Source organism: Streptomyces sp. NPDC040589, from assembly GCF_055594445.1.
In genome coordinates this window covers 428,949-446,919 of record NZ_JBVIWP010000001.1, presented here as the reverse complement: position 1 = coordinate 446,919, position 17,971 = coordinate 428,949, and the positions used below count along the sequence as shown (strand labels likewise).

15 protein-coding genes are annotated in these 17,971 nt (G+C 71.4%); 5 read left to right on the top strand and 10 right to left on the bottom strand.

All coding sequences use genetic code 11. The features are described from left to right. Positions 1–59 precede the first annotated feature (59 nt). Entirely contained in the window at positions 60–1,088 is a 1,029-nt protein-coding gene (locus ACZ58V_RS01915; RefSeq protein WP_468188114.1) for an LLM class flavin-dependent oxidoreductase, read from the bottom strand. A gap of 251 nt (positions 1,089–1,339) precedes the next feature. Here ACZ58V_RS01915 and ACZ58V_RS01910 point away from each other — a divergent pair, with 251 nt between their 5' ends. Further along, positions 1,340–1,672: an ATP/GTP-binding protein gene (locus ACZ58V_RS01910; RefSeq protein WP_189723247.1), complete on the top strand. Its 333-nt coding sequence runs from the start codon at positions 1,340–1,342 to the stop codon at positions 1,670–1,672. Positions 1,673–1,678: 6 nt separating this feature from the next. Here ACZ58V_RS01910 and ACZ58V_RS01905 read toward each other — a convergent pair whose 3' ends face one another. The 7 genes from ACZ58V_RS01905 to mce form a co-directional block, all read right to left on the bottom strand. Beyond that, positions 1,679–2,557 carry an ABC transporter permease gene (locus ACZ58V_RS01905; RefSeq protein ID WP_468188117.1) on the bottom strand — a complete coding sequence of 293 codons (879 nt, stop codon included), beginning with the start codon at positions 2,555–2,557 and terminating at the stop codon, positions 1,679–1,681. Further along, positions 2,554–3,963: an ABC transporter ATP-binding protein gene (locus ACZ58V_RS01900; RefSeq protein WP_471287890.1), complete on the bottom strand. Its 1,410-nt coding sequence runs from the start codon at positions 3,961–3,963 to the stop codon at positions 2,554–2,556. The genes ACZ58V_RS01905 and ACZ58V_RS01900 overlap by 4 nt, the downstream gene beginning before the upstream one ends. 152 nt (positions 3,964–4,115) lie before the next feature. Continuing rightward, on the bottom strand, positions 4,116–4,886 hold the full coding sequence (locus ACZ58V_RS01895; RefSeq protein ID WP_468188121.1) for an ABC transporter permease: 771 nt from the start codon (positions 4,884–4,886) through the stop codon (positions 4,116–4,118). Positions 4,887–4,888: 2 nt separating this feature from the next. Next, positions 4,889–5,851 (bottom strand): ABC transporter ATP-binding protein, encoded by a 963-nt coding sequence (locus ACZ58V_RS01890; RefSeq protein WP_468188123.1) that lies wholly within the window; start codon positions 5,849–5,851, stop codon positions 4,889–4,891. Between the two features lie 85 nt (positions 5,852–5,936). Beyond that, positions 5,937–6,872, bottom strand: coding sequence for a coiled-coil domain-containing protein (locus tag ACZ58V_RS01885; RefSeq protein WP_454365891.1), 936 nt, complete (start codon positions 6,870–6,872; stop codon positions 5,937–5,939). Between the two features lie 209 nt (positions 6,873–7,081). Next, complete coding sequence (gene scy / locus ACZ58V_RS01880) at positions 7,082–10,996, bottom strand: polarized growth protein Scy (RefSeq protein ID WP_468188125.1); 3,915 nt, start codon at positions 10,994–10,996, stop codon at positions 7,082–7,084. A gap of 210 nt (positions 10,997–11,206) precedes the next feature. Continuing rightward, positions 11,207–11,647 carry a methylmalonyl-CoA epimerase gene (gene mce / locus ACZ58V_RS01875; protein ID WP_468188127.1) on the bottom strand — a complete coding sequence of 147 codons (441 nt, stop codon included), beginning with the start codon at positions 11,645–11,647 and terminating at the stop codon, positions 11,207–11,209. A 148-nt stretch (positions 11,648–11,795) separates the two neighbouring features. On the opposite strand from mce, the gene ACZ58V_RS01870 reads away from it, so the two are divergent. Together ACZ58V_RS01870 and meaB are read left to right on the top strand one after the other, a co-directional pair. Next, positions 11,796–12,995, top strand: a complete 1,200-nt coding sequence (locus ACZ58V_RS01870) for an acetyl-CoA C-acetyltransferase (protein ID WP_468188129.1) — start codon at positions 11,796–11,798, stop codon at positions 12,993–12,995. 65 nt (positions 12,996–13,060) lie between these two features. Then, positions 13,061–14,017 (top strand): methylmalonyl Co-A mutase-associated GTPase MeaB, encoded by a 957-nt coding sequence (gene meaB / locus ACZ58V_RS01865; RefSeq protein ID WP_382832841.1) that lies wholly within the window; start codon positions 13,061–13,063, stop codon positions 14,015–14,017. 553 nt (positions 14,018–14,570) lie between these two features. Here meaB and ACZ58V_RS01860 read toward each other — a convergent pair. Continuing rightward, the gene (locus ACZ58V_RS01860; RefSeq protein ID WP_471287886.1) at positions 14,571–15,221 is read right to left on the bottom strand and encodes a PepSY domain-containing protein; all 651 of its coding nucleotides are present in this window, start codon (positions 15,219–15,221) and stop codon (positions 14,571–14,573) included. Positions 15,222–15,337: 116 nt separating this feature from the next. Here ACZ58V_RS01860 and ACZ58V_RS01855 point away from each other — a divergent pair, with 116 nt between their 5' ends. Continuing rightward, positions 15,338–16,006 (top strand): response regulator transcription factor, encoded by a 669-nt coding sequence (locus ACZ58V_RS01855; RefSeq protein WP_468188133.1) that lies wholly within the window; start codon positions 15,338–15,340, stop codon positions 16,004–16,006. Further along, positions 16,003–17,412, top strand: coding sequence for a sensor histidine kinase (locus tag ACZ58V_RS01850; protein WP_471287884.1), 1,410 nt, complete (start codon positions 16,003–16,005; stop codon positions 17,410–17,412). The genes ACZ58V_RS01855 and ACZ58V_RS01850 overlap by 4 nt, the downstream gene beginning before the upstream one ends. A 37-nt stretch (positions 17,413–17,449) precedes the next feature. Here ACZ58V_RS01850 and ACZ58V_RS01845 read toward each other — a convergent pair whose 3' ends face one another. Then, positions 17,450–17,926 carry a MarR family winged helix-turn-helix transcriptional regulator gene (locus tag ACZ58V_RS01845; RefSeq protein ID WP_184590382.1) on the bottom strand — a complete coding sequence of 159 codons (477 nt, stop codon included), beginning with the start codon at positions 17,924–17,926 and terminating at the stop codon, positions 17,450–17,452. Positions 17,927–17,971: the final 45 nt, after the last annotated feature.

Genomic DNA, 17,971 nt, shown 5'->3' with positions numbered 1-17,971 from the left:
GTACGCGGGAGGTGCGCTTTTGTACCGGAGCGGCAAGCCCCCAGGAATTCACCGCGCGCTCAGACGAGTTGGGGGAGCACCTCGGTCCCCAGCCGCCGTACGTTCTCCTCGGTCGCCGCCAGGTCCCCGGAGCCCTCGACGAGCAGCGCGAAGCGGGAGATGCCGGTCCGCTCGCTGGTCGCCGCCAGCCGGTCGGCGCACAGCCGCGGCGTCCCCACCGGGTGCAGCCCGCAGAGCAGTTCGGTGTACGCCAGCGGGTCGCGCATCCGGCGTGTGCGGCCGTCGACCGTGACATGTGCCTCCAGCCCCTGCTTCAGCCAGCCCGGCATCGCCTTCATCAGCGTCTCCGCCGCGTCGACCCGCCGGTCCGCGATCTGGCAGACGCCCGCCGACACATGGGACGCGCCGAGGATCTCCTCGGCGGGCCGGCCGCTCGCCCGCGCGTGCCGCCGCCACAGGGCGACCATCTCGGCCTTCTCCTCGTCCCCCACATGCATCCCGAGCAGCATCGAAAGACCGCGCTCGGCGGCCAGCCGCACGCTCGCCGGGGAGGTGCAGGCGACGACCAGCTCCGGTCCCTGGACGTCCGTCAGGGCCTCCGACGGCCGGGGGACCACCGGGACTTCACGGAACCGGAAGCGCTCCCCGTCGGCTGCCACGGACGGTTCGCGCAGCCAGCGCTCCAGGAGGTCCAGGGCCTCCGGGAACCCCTTCTCGTACGCCTCGAGGCCCGCGCCGAACACCTCCAGGTCGACCCACGGACCGCCGCGCCCGACGCCCAGCGTGAAACGGCCGCCGCTCGTGTGGTGCAGCAGCGCGGCCTGTTCGCCGAGGGCCACGGGGTGGGCGGTGGGCAGGACGCTGACCGCCGTACCGACCCGGATACGCCGGGTGCGGCCGAGCAGCAAGGCGGCCAGGGTGATCGCCGACGGGCAGGTGCCGTACGGCACGAAGTGGTGCTCGGCCAGCCAGACCGCGTCGAGCCCCGACTCCTCGGCCACCTCGGCCGAGCGGACCGCGCGGTGCAGCGCCTCGCCCTCGCCCTGGCCGGGGAACTGGGCCGCCAACACGAAACTTCCAACGTGCATTGCTTTCCTGCTTCCTTGGCTCCGACACGGAGCTCCCCCACAGGGCATAACCGTCTGACACGTGCCGAGGACACGGCCGGGCGGAGTATTTTGCGGATTGTCTGCAGAATGGGGCGTTCCGCTGAGAGCCGGGGAGCACCCGCCTCGCCCGGAGAGGGACTTGTGGCGATTGGTGCCGTACGCGTACCCTCGTCCGCGCCGCGTAGGCTGGACACGGCTCGTGCTCCCTGTATATCCCCGAGAGGTGTCCCGTGTCCCCGCGTCGTAACCGACCCAAGGATGCCGGTTCGTCCGGCCGGAGCGCCGAGGACGACAGCCCCGGCCGCTACGGCGGCTGGCAGTCCTCGGAGAACTGGCAGGGTGAGAACTGGAGCGTGCGGCATGTGGCCGGCGCGAGCGCGCAGGGCAAGTCGTACCGCTGCCCCGGCTGCGACCAGATGATCCCCGACGGTGTGCCGCACGTGGTGGCCTGGTCCGAGCACGCGGGCGTCGACGATCGCCGGCACTGGCACAAGGCCTGCTGGAACGCGCGGGACCGCCGCACCCCGGGGGTGCAGCGGTCCCGTAACTCGCCCAGATTCTGAGGGAACTCAGACGTCCCGCTTCTCCAGCAGCGCGAAGGCGGCGGCGAACGCGACGGCCGTCGCGGCGAGCATGATCCACAGCGGGTCCCAGCCGGACGGGCCGGACTCGCTGAGGGAGTTGGCGTAGAAGATGCTCAGCTGGTTCGGGATGGAGTACTCGAACAGGGCGTCACGCACGGCCCGCAGCGACTCCGAGAACATGAACAGCGCGATCACCAGCGGGGCGAGCACGGCGCCGATCATGATGGTGATGGCGCCCGCCGAGTGCCGGATGATCGAGCCGACGGCGAGCGAGAGCAGGCCCAGCAGCGCGACGTAGGCCGACATGCCGACCGTGGCCTTCAGCCACTCCCCGCCGGTGGGGGACTTGGCGCCGTCGCCCTCCAGCATGGCGACGTGCAGGAAGGCGACGAGGGACGAGGACACCAGCGTCACCACGAACGCGACCAGGAAGAACACGATGGCCTTCGCGGCCAGCACCCGGCTGCGGCTCGGGCACGCGACCATCGTGGTGCGGACCATGCCGGTGCCGTACTCCGAGGCCGTGGTCAGCACGCCCAGCGTGATGATGCACATGCTGCCCAGCAGCAGCCCGAAGAAGCCCAGGCCGAGCGGGCTCTCACCCTGTAGGGCCGGGTCGGAGTTCGCCACCACCGCGCCGGTCAGCAGACCGATGCCGACGACGAGCAGGACGAACACGCCGAGCGTCCACATCGTGGAGCGCACCGACCTGATCTTCGTCCACTCGGAGGCGATGGCGTGCCCGAGGTGCGTGCGCACGACCGGGATCGGCGAGGTGTAGCCGGAGGCGGGGTAAGCAGAGCCGGGGGCCGCCGCCTGCCAGGTGGGCGCGGCCTGTGGCGTCTGGGACTGGGGGCTGCTCATCGGGCGTCCTCGGGCTTGGTCAGGTCGGAGGTCGGGGCGGGAGCCGGCGGGACGGCGGGCGCCTGCGGTGGCACGGGCGGCTGGGCAGCCGCCTGCGGGGCCGGAGCGGCGGCGGGCTGCGCGGGGGCTGCGGGGCCGCCCTGCGGCGCCTGCCCGGCGGGCTGGCCGGGGGCTTGCGGGGGAGCCTGAGGCGCATGGGACGCGGGCTGCGTCGGGGCCTGGGGCGCGGGCTGGGCGTACGGGTTGGGTGTTCCCGCGCCGGAGGCGACAGGGGCGCCCGGAGCGGACCCGGGGGCGCCGGAAGTACCGGGAGCCCCGTACGGGCCCGCCGGGGTCTGACCCGGCGCGCCCTGCGGCGGCATCGGGAGCGGCTGCCCGCCCTGCTGGGGCGGCGGCGGGGCGTACCAGCCCGGCTGGCCCTGGCCCGGCACCGGCGTCGGCGGCTGCGCGCCGGGCGGCAGCGGCTGCTGGAGCCCTTCCTTCTGGTCGATGGTCGAGCGGTAGTCGACGGCGCCCTGCGTCATCCGCATGTACGCCTCCTCCAGCGAGGCCTGGTGCGGCGACAGCTCCCACAGCCGTACGTCGGCGTCGTGCGCGATGTCGCTGATGCGGGGGAGCGGCAGCCCGGTCACGCGCAGCGCGCCGTCCTGCTCGGGCAGCACGTGCCCGCCCGACTCGGTGAGCGCGGCCGACAGCTTCTCCCGCTGCTGCGGCTCGGTGTCGGGCGTGCGGACCCGCGCGAAGTCAGCGGAGTTCGCGGAGATGAAGTCCGTGACGCTCATGTCGGCGAGCAGCTGTCCGCGCCCGATGACGATGAGGTGGTCGGCGGTCAGCGCCATCTCGCTCATCAGATGGGAGGAGACGAAGACCGTACGGCCCTCCGCCGCCAGCGCCTTCATCAGGTTGCGCACCCAGTGGATGCCCTCGGGGTCGAGGCCGTTGACCGGCTCGTCGAACAGCAGCACCTGGGGGTCGCCGAGCAGCGCGGCGGCGATGCCGAGCCGCTGCCCCATGCCGAGGGAGAAGCCCTTGGACCGCTTCCTGGCCACCTCCTGCAGACCGACGACCCCGAGCACCTCGTCCACGCGCCGGGCCGGGATGCCGGACAGCTGGGCCAGGCACAGCAGGTGGTTGCGGGCGGCCCGGCCGCCGTGCACGGCCTTGGCGTCCAGCAGGGCGCCGACCTGGCGGGCGGCGTTGGGCAGCTTGCGATACGGATAGCCCCCGATCGTCACCTGCCCGGCCGTCGGGTTGTCCAGGCCGAGGATCATCCGCATCGTCGTCGACTTGCCCGAGCCGTTCGGCCCGAGGAAGCCGGTGACGGCTCCGGGCCGCACCTGGAAGGAAAGGTTGTACACAGCGGTCTTGTCGCCGTAGCGCTTCGTCAGGCCGACTGCTTCGATCATGCTCCGCACCCATCGCAAGGTTCAGGACAGCGGGGCACACGCCCCCCGTAAGGGTTAGGAGGATATCGAGGCGCTGACGGTTCCGCCCAAATCAAAGTAAAGGGTGGGGCCCCGTAGGGCCCCCGACAGCCCCCTCCCAGACCCTGCCCAGCCTAGGCGTCGCGCTTCTTCAGCAGCACGTACCCGCCGATCAGGGCCGCGAGCACCCACAGCCCCATGATCCCGAGGCCGCCCCATGGCCCGTACGGGGTGTCGTCGTCGATCGGCGTGACCACCTGCATGATCTTGCTGCCGGCCTGGTCGGGCAGAAACCGGCCGACCTTCTTCGTCGCGTCGACATTTCCGAGGATGTTGGAGATCAGGAAGAAGAACGGCATCAGGATGCCCAGCGACAGCATCGGCGAGCGCAGCATCGCGGCGACGCCCATGGAGAACATCGCGATCAGGGCCATGTAGAGGCCCCCGCCGAACACGGCCCGCAGCACACCCGTGTCGCCGATCTCCGCCCGGTGCCCGCCGAGCATCGCCTGCCCCAGGAAGAACGCGGCGAAGCTGGTGACGAGCCCGACCAGCAGGGCGAGACCGGTGGCCACCGCGATCTTGCTGAACAGGAAGGAACCGCGCTGTGGCACGGCGGCCAGCGAGGTGCGGATCATGCCGGTGCTGTACTCGTTCGACACCACCAGCACGCCGAACACGATCATCGCCAGCTGGCCGAGGCTCATCCCCGCGAAACTGATGAACGTCGGATCGAACTCCGCCCGGTCCTGCGCGTTCATGCTGTCGAACTCGTTCTTCGACAGCGCCGAGATCAGCATGCCGAGAGCGACCGTCACGACCACCACCAGCGAGAGCGTCCACACCGTGGACGCCACTGACCGGATCTTGGTCCACTCCGACCGTACGACCTGGGTCGTCGCCATGCTCAGCCCCTCTTCCAGCCGTCGCCCCACTGCTGCTGCTGTGGCGGCTGCGGACTCGTCTCGCTGTGTGCGTGGTACTCCACCGACTCCGCGGTCAGCCGCATGAACGCCTCCTCCAGCGAGGCCTGTTGCGGACTCAGCTCGTGCAGCGTCAGCCCGTGCTGCGCCGCCAGCTCGCCGACGTGCTCGGCCTTGCCGCCGTCCACCTCCAGCACCCCGTCGCCGCTCTCCACGGCCACGATCCCGGCCTGGTGCAGCACATCGAGCAGCCGCTCCCGCTGCGGGCTGCGGACCCGGACGTACGACCGTGAGTTGCGCGCGATGAAGTCGGCCATGGAGGTGTCGGCGAGCAGCCGCCCCTGCCCGATGACGACGAGGTGCTCGGCCGTCAGAGCCATCTCGCTCATCAGATGGGAGGAGACGAACACGGTCCGGCCCTGCGCGGCCAGCGACTTCATCAGGGTGCGGATCCAGTGGATGCCCTCGGGGTCGAGGCCGTTGACCGGCTCGTCGAACATCAGGATCCGCGGGTCCCCGAGCAGCGCGGCGGCGATACCGAGCCGCTGCCCCATGCCCATCGAGAAGCCCTTGGTCTTCTTCTTCGCGACCGCCGTCAGCCCGACCGTCTCCAGTACCTCCCGCACCCGGCCGCGCGGAATGCCGTTGCTCTGCGCGAGGCACAGCAGGTGGTTGTAGGCGGTGCGCCCGCCGTGCCAGGCCTTGGCCTCCAGCAGGGCGCCGATGTACGTCAGCGGGTCCTTGAGCTGCTGATAGTGCTTGCCGTCGATACGGACGTCGCCGGCGGTGGGGTGGTCAAGACCCAGGATCATCCGCATGGTCGTGGACTTCCCCGCGCCGTTGGGCCCGAGAAAGCCGGTGACGATGCCTGGTCTGACAGTGAAGGACAGGTTGTTGACCGCCACCTTCTCGCCGTAACGCTTGGTCAGCCCCTCGAGCTCAATCATGCCGCCACGCTAGAACGGGACAAAGCCCTCTGCCACCCGAGCGGCAGAGGGCTTTGCGGAGATTCAGACTCCGTATGCCGGCGTGTTACCGGGACTGCTGGGCCGGGACCCCACGGGAGATCGGCTCGTCCTCGGCCGGCGTACCGGCGGCGGCCACCGCGGCGCCCGTGAGCGTCGCGAGCATCTCGCGGACGTTCGTCAGCTGGGCGTTGATGCTGTCGCGACGGTTGGTGAGGGCGGCCAGCTCGCGCTCGGATTCCGAACGGATGCGGTCGGCCTTGGCGTTGGCGTCGGCCACGATGTCCTCGGCCTGGCGCTGGGCCGTCTCCACCGTCTGGCGGGCGCGGCGCTCGGCGTCCGTGCGCAGCTTCTCCGCCTCGAGGCGCAGCTGCTCGGCGCGGTGCTCGATCTCGGCGAGGCGCTTCTCGGCCTTGGCCTGACGGGACGCCAGGTCGCGCTCGGACTGCTCGCGGCGCTTGGCGAGGTTCGTCTCGAAGTCCGCGGCGGCCTGCGCGGCCTTGGCGCGGGTCTCCTCGAAGAGGGCGTCCGCCTCCTCGCGCTTGGACTGCGCGTCCTTCTGCGCCTCGGAACGCAGCTGGGAGGCGTCACTCTTGGCCTTCTCGACGATCCGCAGGCCCTCGTCCTCGGCCTTGGCCTTGCGCTCCGCGGAGTACGCCTCGGCGTCGTTGCGCACCTGCTGGGCCGCCGACTCGGCGAGCTCACGGTGCTGCTCGGCCGCGCGCCGGGCCTCCTCGCGCAGGTCCTTCGCCTCTTCCTCGGCGAGGCGGAGAATCTTCTCCACGCGCGCACCGAGACCCGCGTACGACGGCTCGGCGTCGGTGACCTGGGCCTGGGCGTTCTGCGTCTCGAGGTGGAGCTCTTCGATGCGCTTTTCCAGAGCGGTGATGCGGGCGAGAGCGCTGTCACGGTCGGAGACGAGCTTGGAGATTCGTTCGTCCACCTGAGCGCGGTCGTATCCACGCCGCACAAGCTCGAAGCCGTAGGGGGAAGTGTCGCTCATGGGGTTCCTGTCGAATGAGACCGGTGAGGTGATAGGTGGAATCCTAGGGGCCGAAACGGTGTGTCATCGAGCGGATGCGCGTTTGATCTGCAAAATGAGACCCCTTTTGGGTGGCTGAGCGGCAGAGGGCTTGCCAAAACTTGGTCAAAGCCCCCGGATGGCCCCGGAATCGGCCTCCCGCCCAGGGTGTCACGGGCCGCCCGAAGGCCCTAGCTCTCCGAGGACTTGCCACCCGAACGAGGTGCGCCGACCGTCGCACCGGCCTTGACTCCGTTGTCCTTGCCCCCGGCCGGGGCCTCGAAGGACTCCAGCGCCTCCAGGACGTCCTGGACGCGGGAGATCTCGGCGTTGATGTCCTCGCGGCGGCGGACCAGGACCTCCAGCTCGCGCTTGCCCTCCTCGACCGTGCGCTTGGCCTCGCGGATCGCCTCGGCCTTGAGCTCCTCGGCCTCCCGGACCAGCGTGGACTTCTTCTGCTCGGCCTCCTTGAGCAGCCCTTCGGCCTTCTTCACCGCGGCGATACGGACCTTGCCCGCCTCGGAGTTGGCCTCCGAGACGATCTCCTTCGACTTCGCCTGCGCCTTCGCGAGCTGCTCCTCGGCGGCCTTGACGAGCGCGTCGCAGCGGTCGCCCGCCGACTTCATCGTCTCGGCCGACTCCCGGCGGGCCCGCTCGTGCAACTCCTCGATCTCACCCGTGATGCGGTCGCGCAGCTCCTCGGCGCGCTCCCTGATCTGCGTGGCGTCCCGACGCGCGCCGACCAGCAGCTCGTCCGCGTCCGTACGGGCCTTCTCCACCAGCGAGTTGCCCTCGACCGTCGACTCGGACACCAGCCGGTCGGCCTCCGTGCGGGCCGCGCCCACCATCCTGTCGGCCTGCGACTCGGCCTCGGCCGTGGTCTTGTGCGCCTGCTGCTGCGCCTCGCTCAGCAGCTTGTCGGCCTCGGCCGTGGTCTCCGTGATGAGCTTGTCGACCTGCTCGGCCGCCTCGGAGCGCCGCTTGTTGGCGTCCTTGCGGGCCTCGTCCAGGGTGCGGTCGGCCTCCGCGCGCGCGGTGGCGACGAGCCGCTCCGCCTCCGCCTCCGCGTCGGCCTTGACCCGGCCGGCCTCGCTGCGGACCCGCTCGGCGTGCTGCTGCGCCGAGCCGACCGTCTCGGCGGCCTCGGCCCGCAGCCGCTCCGCCTCGCCGGTGGCCTCCCCGACCAGCTGGTCGGCCTTGGCGACCGCCTCGGCCCGGACCCGCTCGGCCTCGTTCAGGGATTCCGCGCGGACCCGCTCGGCCTCGGCGACCGTCTCCATCCGCAGCCGGTCCGTCTCCGTGACCGTCTCGGTCGTGAGCCGCTCCGCCTCGTTGCGCGCCTCGGTGATGAGGGTGTCCGCCTGTGTCGCCGCGTCCGACCGGATGCGGTTGGCGTCCTCACGGGCGTCCGCCCGGGTGCGCGAGGCGTTCTGCTCGGCCTCGGCGATGGCGTCCGACGCCTCCGTGCGCGCCCGCTGGGCATGCTCGGAGACCTCCGTACGGATGCGGTCCGCCTCCGCGATCGCCTCGGACATCGTGCGCTCGGCGAGCGCCTTGGCGGCCTCGGTCTCCTCGTGCGCCTCGCGCCGCAGCCGGCCGGCGTCCTCGCTCGCCCGCTCCCGCTCCGCGTAGGCGTCGGTGCGGACCCGGTCCGCCTCCTCCTGGGCCTCCCGCCGCGTACGGTCCGCGACGTGCTCGGCGGCGCTGCGCAGCCCGGCGATCTCGTCCTGGGCCTGCTCGTGCAGTCCCGCGACGGAGTCCCGTACCTGCTGGGCGTGCTGCTCGGCGGCCGACACCATCTCCGTGGCCCGCCGGTCGGCTTCCTCGACCAGGCGCACGGCCTCGGCCTGCGCCTCCTCCACGCGCTTGCGCGCCGAGGCCAGCAGCTCCTCGCTCTGCTCGCGGGCCCGCTCGCGCTCCTGGTCGGCCTCCTGCCGGGCGCTGCCGAGGAGTTCCTCGGCCTCGCGGCGTCGGCGGTTGGCCTCCTCCTGGGCGGCGGCCAGCGTCTCGGACGCCTCCGTGCCGAGCCGCTCGGCGGCGGCCTGCGCCTCCGCGCGCATCCGGTCGGCGCTCTCCTGCGCCTCCGACTTCAGCCGCTCTGCCTCGTTCGAAGCCTCCGAACGCAGGCGTACGGCGACGGCCTCGCCCTCGGCACGCGAGGCGGACGCGTCGGAAGCGGCCTCGTCGCGCAGCCGCTCGGCCTCCGTCTCGGCCTGCTGCCGGAGCGTACGGATCCGCTCGGCGGCCTCCTCGCGCAGCCGCTCGTTCTCCTCGGCGGCCTCGCGGCGGATCCGCGCGGCCTCCTCACGGGCGTCCGACAGCGCCTGCTCGGCGGCCGTCAGCCGCTCCTCGGCCTCCGTCTGGAGCCGCGTCAGCTCCTCGGCGGCCTCCGTGCGGCGGGCCTCTATGGCGCGCTCGGTCTCCTCGTGCAGCTCGACCGCCGCGCGCTCCGCGTCCGCCTTGAGGCTCTCGGCCTGCTCGACGACCTCCTCGCGGTGCCGCTCGGCCTCCTGCCGGGTGCGCTGGAGGGTCTCCTCGGCCTGCCGGCGCAGGGTCGTCGCCCGCTCGATGGCCTCGGTGCGGACCTTCTCGCTGTCCCCCTGGGCGTTCGTGCGCAGCTCGTCCGCGTCCGCCTTGGCCTTGGCGAGCAGCTCCTCGGCGGACCTCGCCGCCTCCTCGATCTGCGCCACGGCCTCCTTGCGGGCCTCGGCGCGGATCTTCTCGCCCTCTTCGACGGCGTCCGCCCGCAGCTGCTCGGCGTCGCCCCGCAGCCGGCGGGCCTCCTCCTGCAGCTCGACCGTCTTGGCGCGGTACTCCTTGGTGTCGTCCTTCGCCGTGCCCTTGAGCTCCTCGGCGATGTCGTGCGCCTCGGCGCGCAGCCGGTCCGCCTCGGCCTCGGCCTCCGAGCGGATCCGCTCGGCCTCCTCGGCCGCGGCCTTGGTGGTCTTCTTGGCGTCCTCGGACGCCTTGTTGAGGACCTCCTCGGCGGTCCTGGCCGCCTTGGACAGCTGGGTCGCGGTCTCCTCGGCGGTGGACGTACGGGCCTTCTCGGAGGCCTCCGCGACGATCTTCTCGGCCTCGGCGCGGGCGTCGGCGACGAGCTGCTCGGCCTCGGACTTGGTGTTCTCGGCCTCCTTCGTGGCCTCCTCGACCAGCCGGGCGACCTGCTCCTTGGCGGTGCGCGTACGCGTCTCGTTCGCGGCCTCGGCACTCGACAGGGCCTTGGCGGCGGCCTCCTTGGCCTCCGCGACCAGCTTCTCCGACTCGGTCTGCGCCTTGCGCAGCGCCTCCTCGGCCTCGGCCATCCGCTGCTCGGCGGCCTTGCTCAGCTCCGTGGCCTCGCGGCGCGCGGACTCCGACTCGGTGGCGGTGGACGTCCGCAGCTGCTCGGCGTGGTCCGTGGCCTCCTGGGCCTGCGAGGAGGCCGCGTTGAGGAGCCGCTCGGCGTCCGTGCGGGCACGCCGAAGGATCTGCTCGGCCTCGGCCCGGGCCTCCTCGGCCGCGCTGGTCAGCCGCTGCCGGGCCTCGCCGGCCAGCCGCTCGGCCTCCGCGCGGGCCGTGGCCATGGCCTGCTCGGCCTCGGCCCGGGACTCCTCCAGCAGGCGCCGGGCCTGCTGCTCGGTACGGGCCCGCAGCTGCTCGGCCCAGGCCACGTTCTCGTTGACGTGCGACTCGACCGTCTGGCGGCGCTCGGCCAGCTCCTGATCGAGCTGCTGGCGGCGGGTCACCGCCTCCTGGTGCAGTTCCGACTGGAGCCGGGCCGCCTGCTCGGCGTGCTCCTGGAGGATCCGCTGGGTCTGCGCCCGCGCCTCGCTCAGCTCACGGTCGGCGTCCGTCCGGATCTGGTCGGCCTGCATCTGAGCGTTGCGCAGCAACTGCTCGGCCTGCCAGCCGATGTCGCCCCCCTCGAAGGAGGGCCGGGACATGATGGTGCGCCGCGCTTCGTGCAGCTTCGCACGCAGCACCTCGACCTGGTAGCCGAGGTCCTCGGCGTGCTGGATCGCCTTTTCCCGCTCGGTCTTCAGCCGCTTCATCTCGGCTTCGAACCGAGAGAGGTGGTCGACGTCAGCCGCCGGCTCTCGCTCCTGGCTCTCGTAGCCCCGCACTGCGCGGTCCCATCCGTCCCCTGGTCGCAACTCTCTCCAAACGAGCTCCGTCCATCCGCCGAACGGGGCCCCCGGGGAATGGTGTCAGATCATCGGCGGAGCAGAGGCTGCTGCCCCGACGCTCGTCCCCCGAAACCCGGACCCCGGAATGCGGTCGCCGCAGATTGAGCGGTGACCGCACCCAACCCTACCGGCCCTTATGTACGAGGGTCAGTGCTCAGGTGACTCAACAGGCGCCGAAGTGACCAGTTCTGTCAGTACGCCATGGCAGTCCTTGGGGTGCAGGAAGGTGATCCGTGACCCCATGGAACCGCGTCGCGGCTCTTCGTACAGGACGCGTACGCCCTTGTCGCGGATCCCGGCCGCCTCCGCGTCCACATCTGCCGTACCGAAAGCGATGTGGTGAACACCCTCGCCGTTCTTGTCGAGCCACTTCGCGACGGTGGAGTCCGGGCGGGTGGGTTCGAGAAGCTGCAGGTACGAGGCGCCGCCGTCGGACGTATCGTTGATCTTGAGCATGGCCTCGCGCACGCCCTGCTCCTCGTTGACCTCGGAGTGGAACACCTCGAAGCCGTAGGTGGCACGGTAGAACTCGACGGTCTTGTCGAGGTCGAAACAGGCGATTCCGATGTGGTCGATTCGCGTCAGCATGGATTCAGTGCAGCGCTCCGGAGGTGGTTACGCAACGTGCGCGCGATCACACCGACAGCCCGATGACGGGGTGGAGTACCGGTCAGTACATTCGAAGTAAACCCTCGTTCACTCCTCGGCTGTGCAGCCGGTAAGGGGATCGCAGCTCATGTCTTCTGCAACGACCAGCTCGGTGATCGTCGCGGGCGCGCGTACGCCCATGGGGCGGTTGCTCGGATCGCTCAAGTCCTTCTCCGGAGCCGACCTCGGCGGCTTCGCGATCAAGGCCGCCCTCGACCGTGCGGGGATCGGCGGCGACCAGGTGCAGTACGTGATCATGGGGCAGGTGCTCCAGGCCGGGGCGGGGCAGATCCCGGCGCGCCAGGCCGCGGTCAAGGCCGGCATCCCGATGAACGTGCCCGCGCTGACGATCAACAAGGTGTGTCTGTCGGGCCTGGACGCGATCGCGCTGGCCGACCAGCTCATCCGCGCGGGTGAGTTCGACGTGGTCGTCGCGGGCGGTCAGGAGTCCATGACCAACGCCCCGCATCTGCTGCCCAAGTCCCGTGAGGGCTTCAAGTACGGCGCCGTCGAGATGATCGACGCCATGGCGTACGACGGGCTGACCGACTCCTTCGAGAACGTCGCCATGGGCGAGTCGACGGAGAAGCACAACACCCGGCTGGGCATCGGCCGGGCCGAGCAGGACGAGATCGCCGCGCTGTCGCACCAGCGGGCCGCCGCCGCGCAGAAGAACGGCCTGTTCGACGCCGAGATCACGCCCGTCGAGATCCCGCAGCGCAAGGGCGACCCGGTGCTGTTCAGCAAGGACGAGGGCATCCGGGGCGACACGACGGCCGAGTCGCTCGGGAAGCTCCGCCCGGCGTTCGCCAAGGACGGCACGATCACCGCCGGTTCCGCGTCGCAGATCTCCGACGGTGCGGCGGCCGTCGTGGTGATGAGCAAGGCCAAGGCCCAGGAGCTCGGCCTCGAGTGGATCGCCGAGATCGGGGCGCACGGGAACGTGGCCGGGCCGGACAACTCGCTGCAGTCCCAGCCGTCCAACGCGATCGCGCACGCCCTGAAGAAGGACGGCCTGGAGGTCGCGGACCTCGATCTCGTCGAGATCAACGAGGCGTTCGCGGCGGTGGCCGTGCAGTCAATGAAGGATCTTGGGGTGTCCACCGAAAAGGTGAATGTCAACGGCGGTGCCATCGCCCTGGGTCACCCGATCGGGATGTCCGGTGCGCGTCTCGTGCTGCACCTCGCGCTGGAGCTGAAGCGGCGGGGTGGTGGCGTGGGCGCGGCGGCGCTGTGCGGTGGTGGCGGTCAGGGTGACGCGCTGATCGTGCGGGTACCGAAGGGCTGAGCGGCGGTTTCACGGCCTCACCTCGGCCTTCGCTTTTGGTCCCCTCCTTCATGAACGGAGCTGTGATGCAGGACGTCTCCACGCTGGTCGCCCAGGCCAGGGAGGGCCGGCCGCGGGCCGTGGCCCGGTTGATCTCCCTGGTGGAGGGGGCGTCCCCGCAGCTGCGGGAGGTCATGGCGGCTCTGGCGCCGCTGACGGGCGGGGCGTACGTGGTGGGGCTGACCGGGTCGCCCGGGGTCGGCAAGTCCACGTCCACGTCGGCGCTGGTGACGGCGTATCGCAAGCAGGGGAAGCGGGTCGGCGTGCTCGCCGTCGACCCGTCGTCCCCGTTCTCGGGCGGGGCGCTGCTCGGGGACCGGGTGCGGATGTCGGACCACGCGTCGGATCCCGGGGTGTACATCCGTTCGATGGCGACGCGGGGGCATCTGGGCGGGCTCGCGTGGGCCGCGCCCCAGGCGATCCGGGTGCTGGACGCGGCGGGCTGCGACGTGATCCTCGTCGAGACGGTGGGGGTCGGGCAGTCCGAGGTGGAGATCGCCTCGCAGGCGGACACGTCCGTGGTGCTGCTGGCTCCCGGGATGGGGGACGGGATCCAGGCGGCCAAGGCCGGGATCCTGGAGATCGGTGACGTGTACGTGGTGAACAAGGCCGACCGGGACGGGGCCGATGCGACGGCCCGCGAGCTGAACCACATGCTGGGGCTCGGGGAGTCCCGAGGGCCGGGGGACTGGCGTCCGCCGATCGTGAAGACGGTCGCCGCGCGGGGTGAGGGCATGGACGAGGTCGTCGAGGCTCTGGAGAAGCACCGGGCCTGGATGGAGGAGCGGGGGGTGCTGGCGGAGCGGCGGGCCGCGCGGGCTGCCCGTGAGGTCGAGACGATCGCGGTGACGGCGCTGCGGGAGCGGATCGGGGATCTGCACGGCGACCGGCGGCTGGGGGCGTTGGCCGAGCGGATCGTGGCCGGGGAGCTGGATCCTTATCGGGCGGCTGATGAGCTGGTGGCGGGGTTGACGGAGGGCTGATGAGCGGGTGGGGGTGCGCGTCGCGCCTATGCGCCGGGTTGTGGGGCGGGGCCGTGTCGGGGGGTGTCCGTCCTCGGAACGGCGCGATGGGGTTGGACGCCGACTGACTGTTCGTTGACGCGCCAACCGCTGCGGGCGGACACCCCCCGACACGTCCCCTCCTGTGATCCGGCGGCTGCGGGCGCGTCGTGGCTTGCGCCTCCGCGCCTCCGGCCTGCCGCTTGGCTGCGGGCTGCGGGCTGCGGGCTGCGGGCTGCGCTCGGCTTGGCTGCCGCCTGTCGCCTGTCGGCGCAGGAACCCTGCTTGGCTGCGGGCATGCGTGTCTCCCCCGGTGCCTTAAGGGCCTGGGAGGTGTCCCCAGGGCGGCACGGGTGGGCGGTGGGGGGAGGCACCCCGTTCCGCCGGGCCGCGGGCCCACCCGGCCTCAGCATCAACGCCGCGTGCCTTGAAGCGCCGGGCTGCGGACCCCCGGCACCGGCGGCCACGCTGGGTACGGGGACGCCCCGGCGTCAGGGGGGGAGACGCCGGGGCGGTCGGAATGGGGCAGGAGCGGTCAGTCCTGGTCGTCGGCGTCGTCCGCGTCGTCGTCCTGGGCGTCCGAGTGGTCCGCCGTGACCTTGCCCGTGTTGAGGTCGATCTTCCAGTCCTGCTCGGCGCCGCCCGACTTGCGGGTCTCGGCCTCCCAGGACTTGTCCTTGCCGTCCTCGTCCAGGTCGACGGACGTCACCGTGCCCTTGCCGGCGGCAGCCTTCGCGGCCTCCTCGGCCGTCACGGAGGAGCCCTTCAGGGCCGCCCGCACCTGCGCCGTGTCGTCCTCGTCGTCGGTCTGCGCACCGAGGACCTTGCCGCTGGACGGGTCGACGCTGACGCTGTGCCAGGCGTTGTCACCGGACAGGACGTCGACCTTCCAGATCACCTTGTCGCTGTCGTCCTCGTCGTCCAGCTCGGCGGAGACGACCGTGCCGGGCGTGTGCTTCAGCGCGGAGGCGATCGCCTCGGGCGCCGTCACGTCGCCGGAAACCGCCTGCGCGGCATCGTCGTCGCGGTCGTCCTGGTCGTCACGGACGTCGTCGTCCGACAGCCGCGTGTTCGCCGCCTGCTGCGCCGAGCCCCCGCCGTCTCCCGTGGTCGCGAGGGCCGTGGCCGTGCCGCCTCCGATCAGAGCGGCAGCGGTCACGGCGGCGATCACGATGTTGCGCTTCATGGGGGTTCCTCCCGAGTCGGTTTGTTTTCGACGTGTTCCAAGGTGGCTGACCGAGGCTGAGAGGAACCTGAAGCCCCCTGAAGGGATCTTCAGCTTGGTTTTGCGACTCTTTACCCATGCGCCTGTTGATCGTGGAGGACGAGAAGCGGCTGGCCCTGTCGCTCGCCAGGGGCCTGACGGCCGAGGGGTACGCCGTGGACGTCGTCCACGACGGACGGGAGGGGCTGCACCAGGCCTCGGAGGGGACGTACGACCTGGTGATCCTCGACATCATGCTGCCCGGCCTCAACGGCTACCGGGTCTGCGCCGCCCTGCGCGCCGCCGGGCACGAGGTGCCGATCCTGATGCTGACCGCCAAGGACGGCGAGTACGACGAGGCCGAGGGGCTCGACACGGGGGCGGACGACTATCTGACCAAGCCCTTCTCGTACGTCGTGCTCGTCGCCCGGATCAAGGCGCTGCTGCGGCGGCGTGGGGTGGGTGCCGGGGCCTCGCCCGTGCATGTGCACGGTGAGCTGAAGGTGGATACGGCCGCTCGGCGGGTGTTCCTGGGGGAGGACGAAGTCTCCTTGACCACCAAGGAGTTCTCCGTGCTGGAGCAGCTCGTGCTGCGGGCCGGGGAGGTCGTGTCCAAGTCCGAGATCCTCGAACACGTGTGGGACTTCGCGTACGAGGGTGACCCCAACATCGTCGAGGTGTACATCAGCACCCTGCGGCGGAAGCTGCGGCCGGGGCTGATCCGGACCGTGCGCGGGGCCGGGTACCGGCTGGAGAAGGCGCCATGAGGCGGCTGTTCGGGTCCGTCCGGGCGCGGGCCACGCTGGGCGCCACGCTCGTGGTCGCGGTGGCGCTCGTCGCGGCCGGGGCCGCCGTGCTGCTGTCGCTGCGGTCGAATCTGATCGGCGAGGCCGGGACGCAGGCCGAGCAGTCCGCCCGGGCCGTCGCCTCCGAGCTGGCCGCCGGGACGCCGTACGACAAACTGTCCGGGCTGGACGGTGACGACGGGCCGGTGCAGGTCCTCGACGAGCACAAGCGGCTGGTCGCGGCCAGTGAGGATCTCCAGCAGATCAGCGGCACCGACTCCGACCAGGTCAGGCCGCAGCCGCCGGCCGCGCCCCGCGGGGACGAGGACGACGACGCCGACGACCACGAAGAGGCCCTCGAACCCGGGGAGATCGCCGGGGAGAGCGTCTTCAGCAACGGGTCGGCGACGATCGACGGTGACGAGGAGGACTACCGGTTCGCCGCCGTGGAGGTGGAGACCCAGGACCGGGGGACCCTCAAGGTCTACGCCGGTTCGCCGCTGGCCGCCGAGCACGGGGCCGTGCGGACCGCGCTGACGGTGATGCTGATCGGGTTCCCGCTGCTGCTCGGCGTGGTCGCGGGAGTGACCTGGCTGGTCACCCGGAGGGCGCTGCGGCCGGTCGAGGGCATCCGGAGCGAGATGGCCGCGATCACCCAGTCCGAGGACCTCGCGCGGCGCGTCCCGGAGCCGGACACGCACGACGAGATCGCCCGGCTCGCCAGCACCACCAACGAGACGCTCGCGGCGCTGGAGACCTCCGTGGAGCGGCAGCGGCGCTTCGTCGCCGACGCGTCCCACGAGCTGCGGAGTCCGATCGCCTCACTGCGTACGCAGCTGGAGGTGGCCGCCGCGCATCCCGAGCTGCTGGACCTCGACGGTGCCGTGGAGGACACCGTACGGCTCCAGCGGCTCGCCGCCGACCTGCTGCTGCTCGCCCGGCTGGACGCGGGGGAGCGGCCGAACGACGCGGGGGTAGACCTCGCCGGGCTGGCCCGGGAGGAGGCCGAGGGGCGGACCGGTGTGACGGTGGACGCGGAACCGGTGGAAGTGGCCGGATCGCGGGGGCAGCTGGGACGGGTGCTCGCCAATCTGCTCGACAACGCCCAGCGGCATGCCCGGTCGGCCGTCACCGTGAGCGTGCGGCGGGAGGGTGACCGGGCCGTGGTCGGCGTGGCGGACGACGGGGACGGGGTGCCCGAGGCCGACCGGGAGCGGATCTTCGAACGGTTCGTACGGCTGGACGCCGCCCGCAGCCGGGACGACGGCGGCGCCGGGCTGGGTCTCGCCATCGCCCGGGACGTCGCCGTACGGCACGGCGGCACGCTCACGGCCGGACAGGGGCCCGCAGGCGGAGCCCTGTTCGAACTCCGCCTGCCGCTCGCCTAGGTTCTGTCGCCCGACCGGCGCGGGTGTGCCGTCAGGGTCAGGGGCGCCCGCGCTGTCCGCGCAGGTGCTCCGCGATGGGCTTGAGGGCCTTGTCGAGCTCCGTCAGGGCCTCGGGGGACAGCAGGTCGATGAAGTGCCTCCGCACGGACGCCACATGGTGGGGCGCGACCTTCTGCATCGTCGCCATGCCGTGGTCGGTGAGGACCGCGTAGAGCCCCCGGCGGTCGGATTCGCAGTTCTCCCGCCGGACCAGGTTCGCGTTCTCCATGCGCGTGATCTGGTGCGAGAGGCGGCTCTTGGACTGGAGGGTGGCGGAGGCGAGGTCGCTCATCCGCATCCGCTGGTCCTCCGACTCTGAGAGATTCACCAGGATCTCGTAGTCGTTCATAGTCAGGCCGAACGGCTGCAGGTCCTTTTCGAGCTGGTACGTCAACAGCCTGTTGACCTCCAGGTGGGTGCGCCAAGCGCACTGCTCCGCATCGGTCAGCCAGCGCGTGGCCGTCTCGGTCTCCATGAATGAAGTCTACCTAAAATGTTGAAAGGCGAACTAGTGAGGGTT

Coding starts and splice junctions, on each gene's coding strand:
- ACZ58V_RS01915 (WP_468188114.1), bottom strand. CDS start 1,088: ATGCACGTTGGAAGTTTCGTGTTGGCGGCCCAGTTCCCCGGCCAGGGC.
- ACZ58V_RS01905 (WP_468188117.1), bottom strand. CDS start 2,557: ATGAGCAGCCCCCAGTCCCAGACGCCACAGGCCGCGCCCACCTGGCAG.
- ACZ58V_RS01900 (WP_471287890.1), bottom strand. CDS start 3,963: ATGATCGAAGCAGTCGGCCTGACGAAGCGCTACGGCGACAAGACCGCT.
- ACZ58V_RS01895 (WP_468188121.1), bottom strand. CDS start 4,886: ATGGCGACGACCCAGGTCGTACGGTCGGAGTGGACCAAGATCCGGTCA.
- ACZ58V_RS01890 (WP_468188123.1), bottom strand. CDS start 5,851: ATGATTGAGCTCGAGGGGCTGACCAAGCGTTACGGCGAGAAGGTGGCG.
- ACZ58V_RS01885 (WP_454365891.1), bottom strand. CDS start 6,872: ATGAGCGACACTTCCCCCTACGGCTTCGAGCTTGTGCGGCGTGGATAC.
- mce (WP_468188127.1), bottom strand. CDS start 11,647: ATGCTGACGCGAATCGACCACATCGGAATCGCCTGTTTCGACCTCGAC.
- ACZ58V_RS01870 (WP_468188129.1), top strand. CDS start 11,796: ATGTCTTCTGCAACGACCAGCTCGGTGATCGTCGCGGGCGCGCGTACG.
- meaB (WP_382832841.1), top strand. CDS start 13,061: ATGCAGGACGTCTCCACGCTGGTCGCCCAGGCCAGGGAGGGCCGGCCG.
- ACZ58V_RS01860 (WP_471287886.1), bottom strand. CDS start 15,221: ATGAAGCGCAACATCGTGATCGCCGCCGTGACCGCTGCCGCTCTGATC.
- ACZ58V_RS01855 (WP_468188133.1), top strand. CDS start 15,338: ATGCGCCTGTTGATCGTGGAGGACGAGAAGCGGCTGGCCCTGTCGCTC.
- ACZ58V_RS01850 (WP_471287884.1), top strand. CDS start 16,003: ATGAGGCGGCTGTTCGGGTCCGTCCGGGCGCGGGCCACGCTGGGCGCC.
- ACZ58V_RS01845 (WP_184590382.1), bottom strand. CDS start 17,926: ATGGAGACCGAGACGGCCACGCGCTGGCTGACCGATGCGGAGCAGTGC.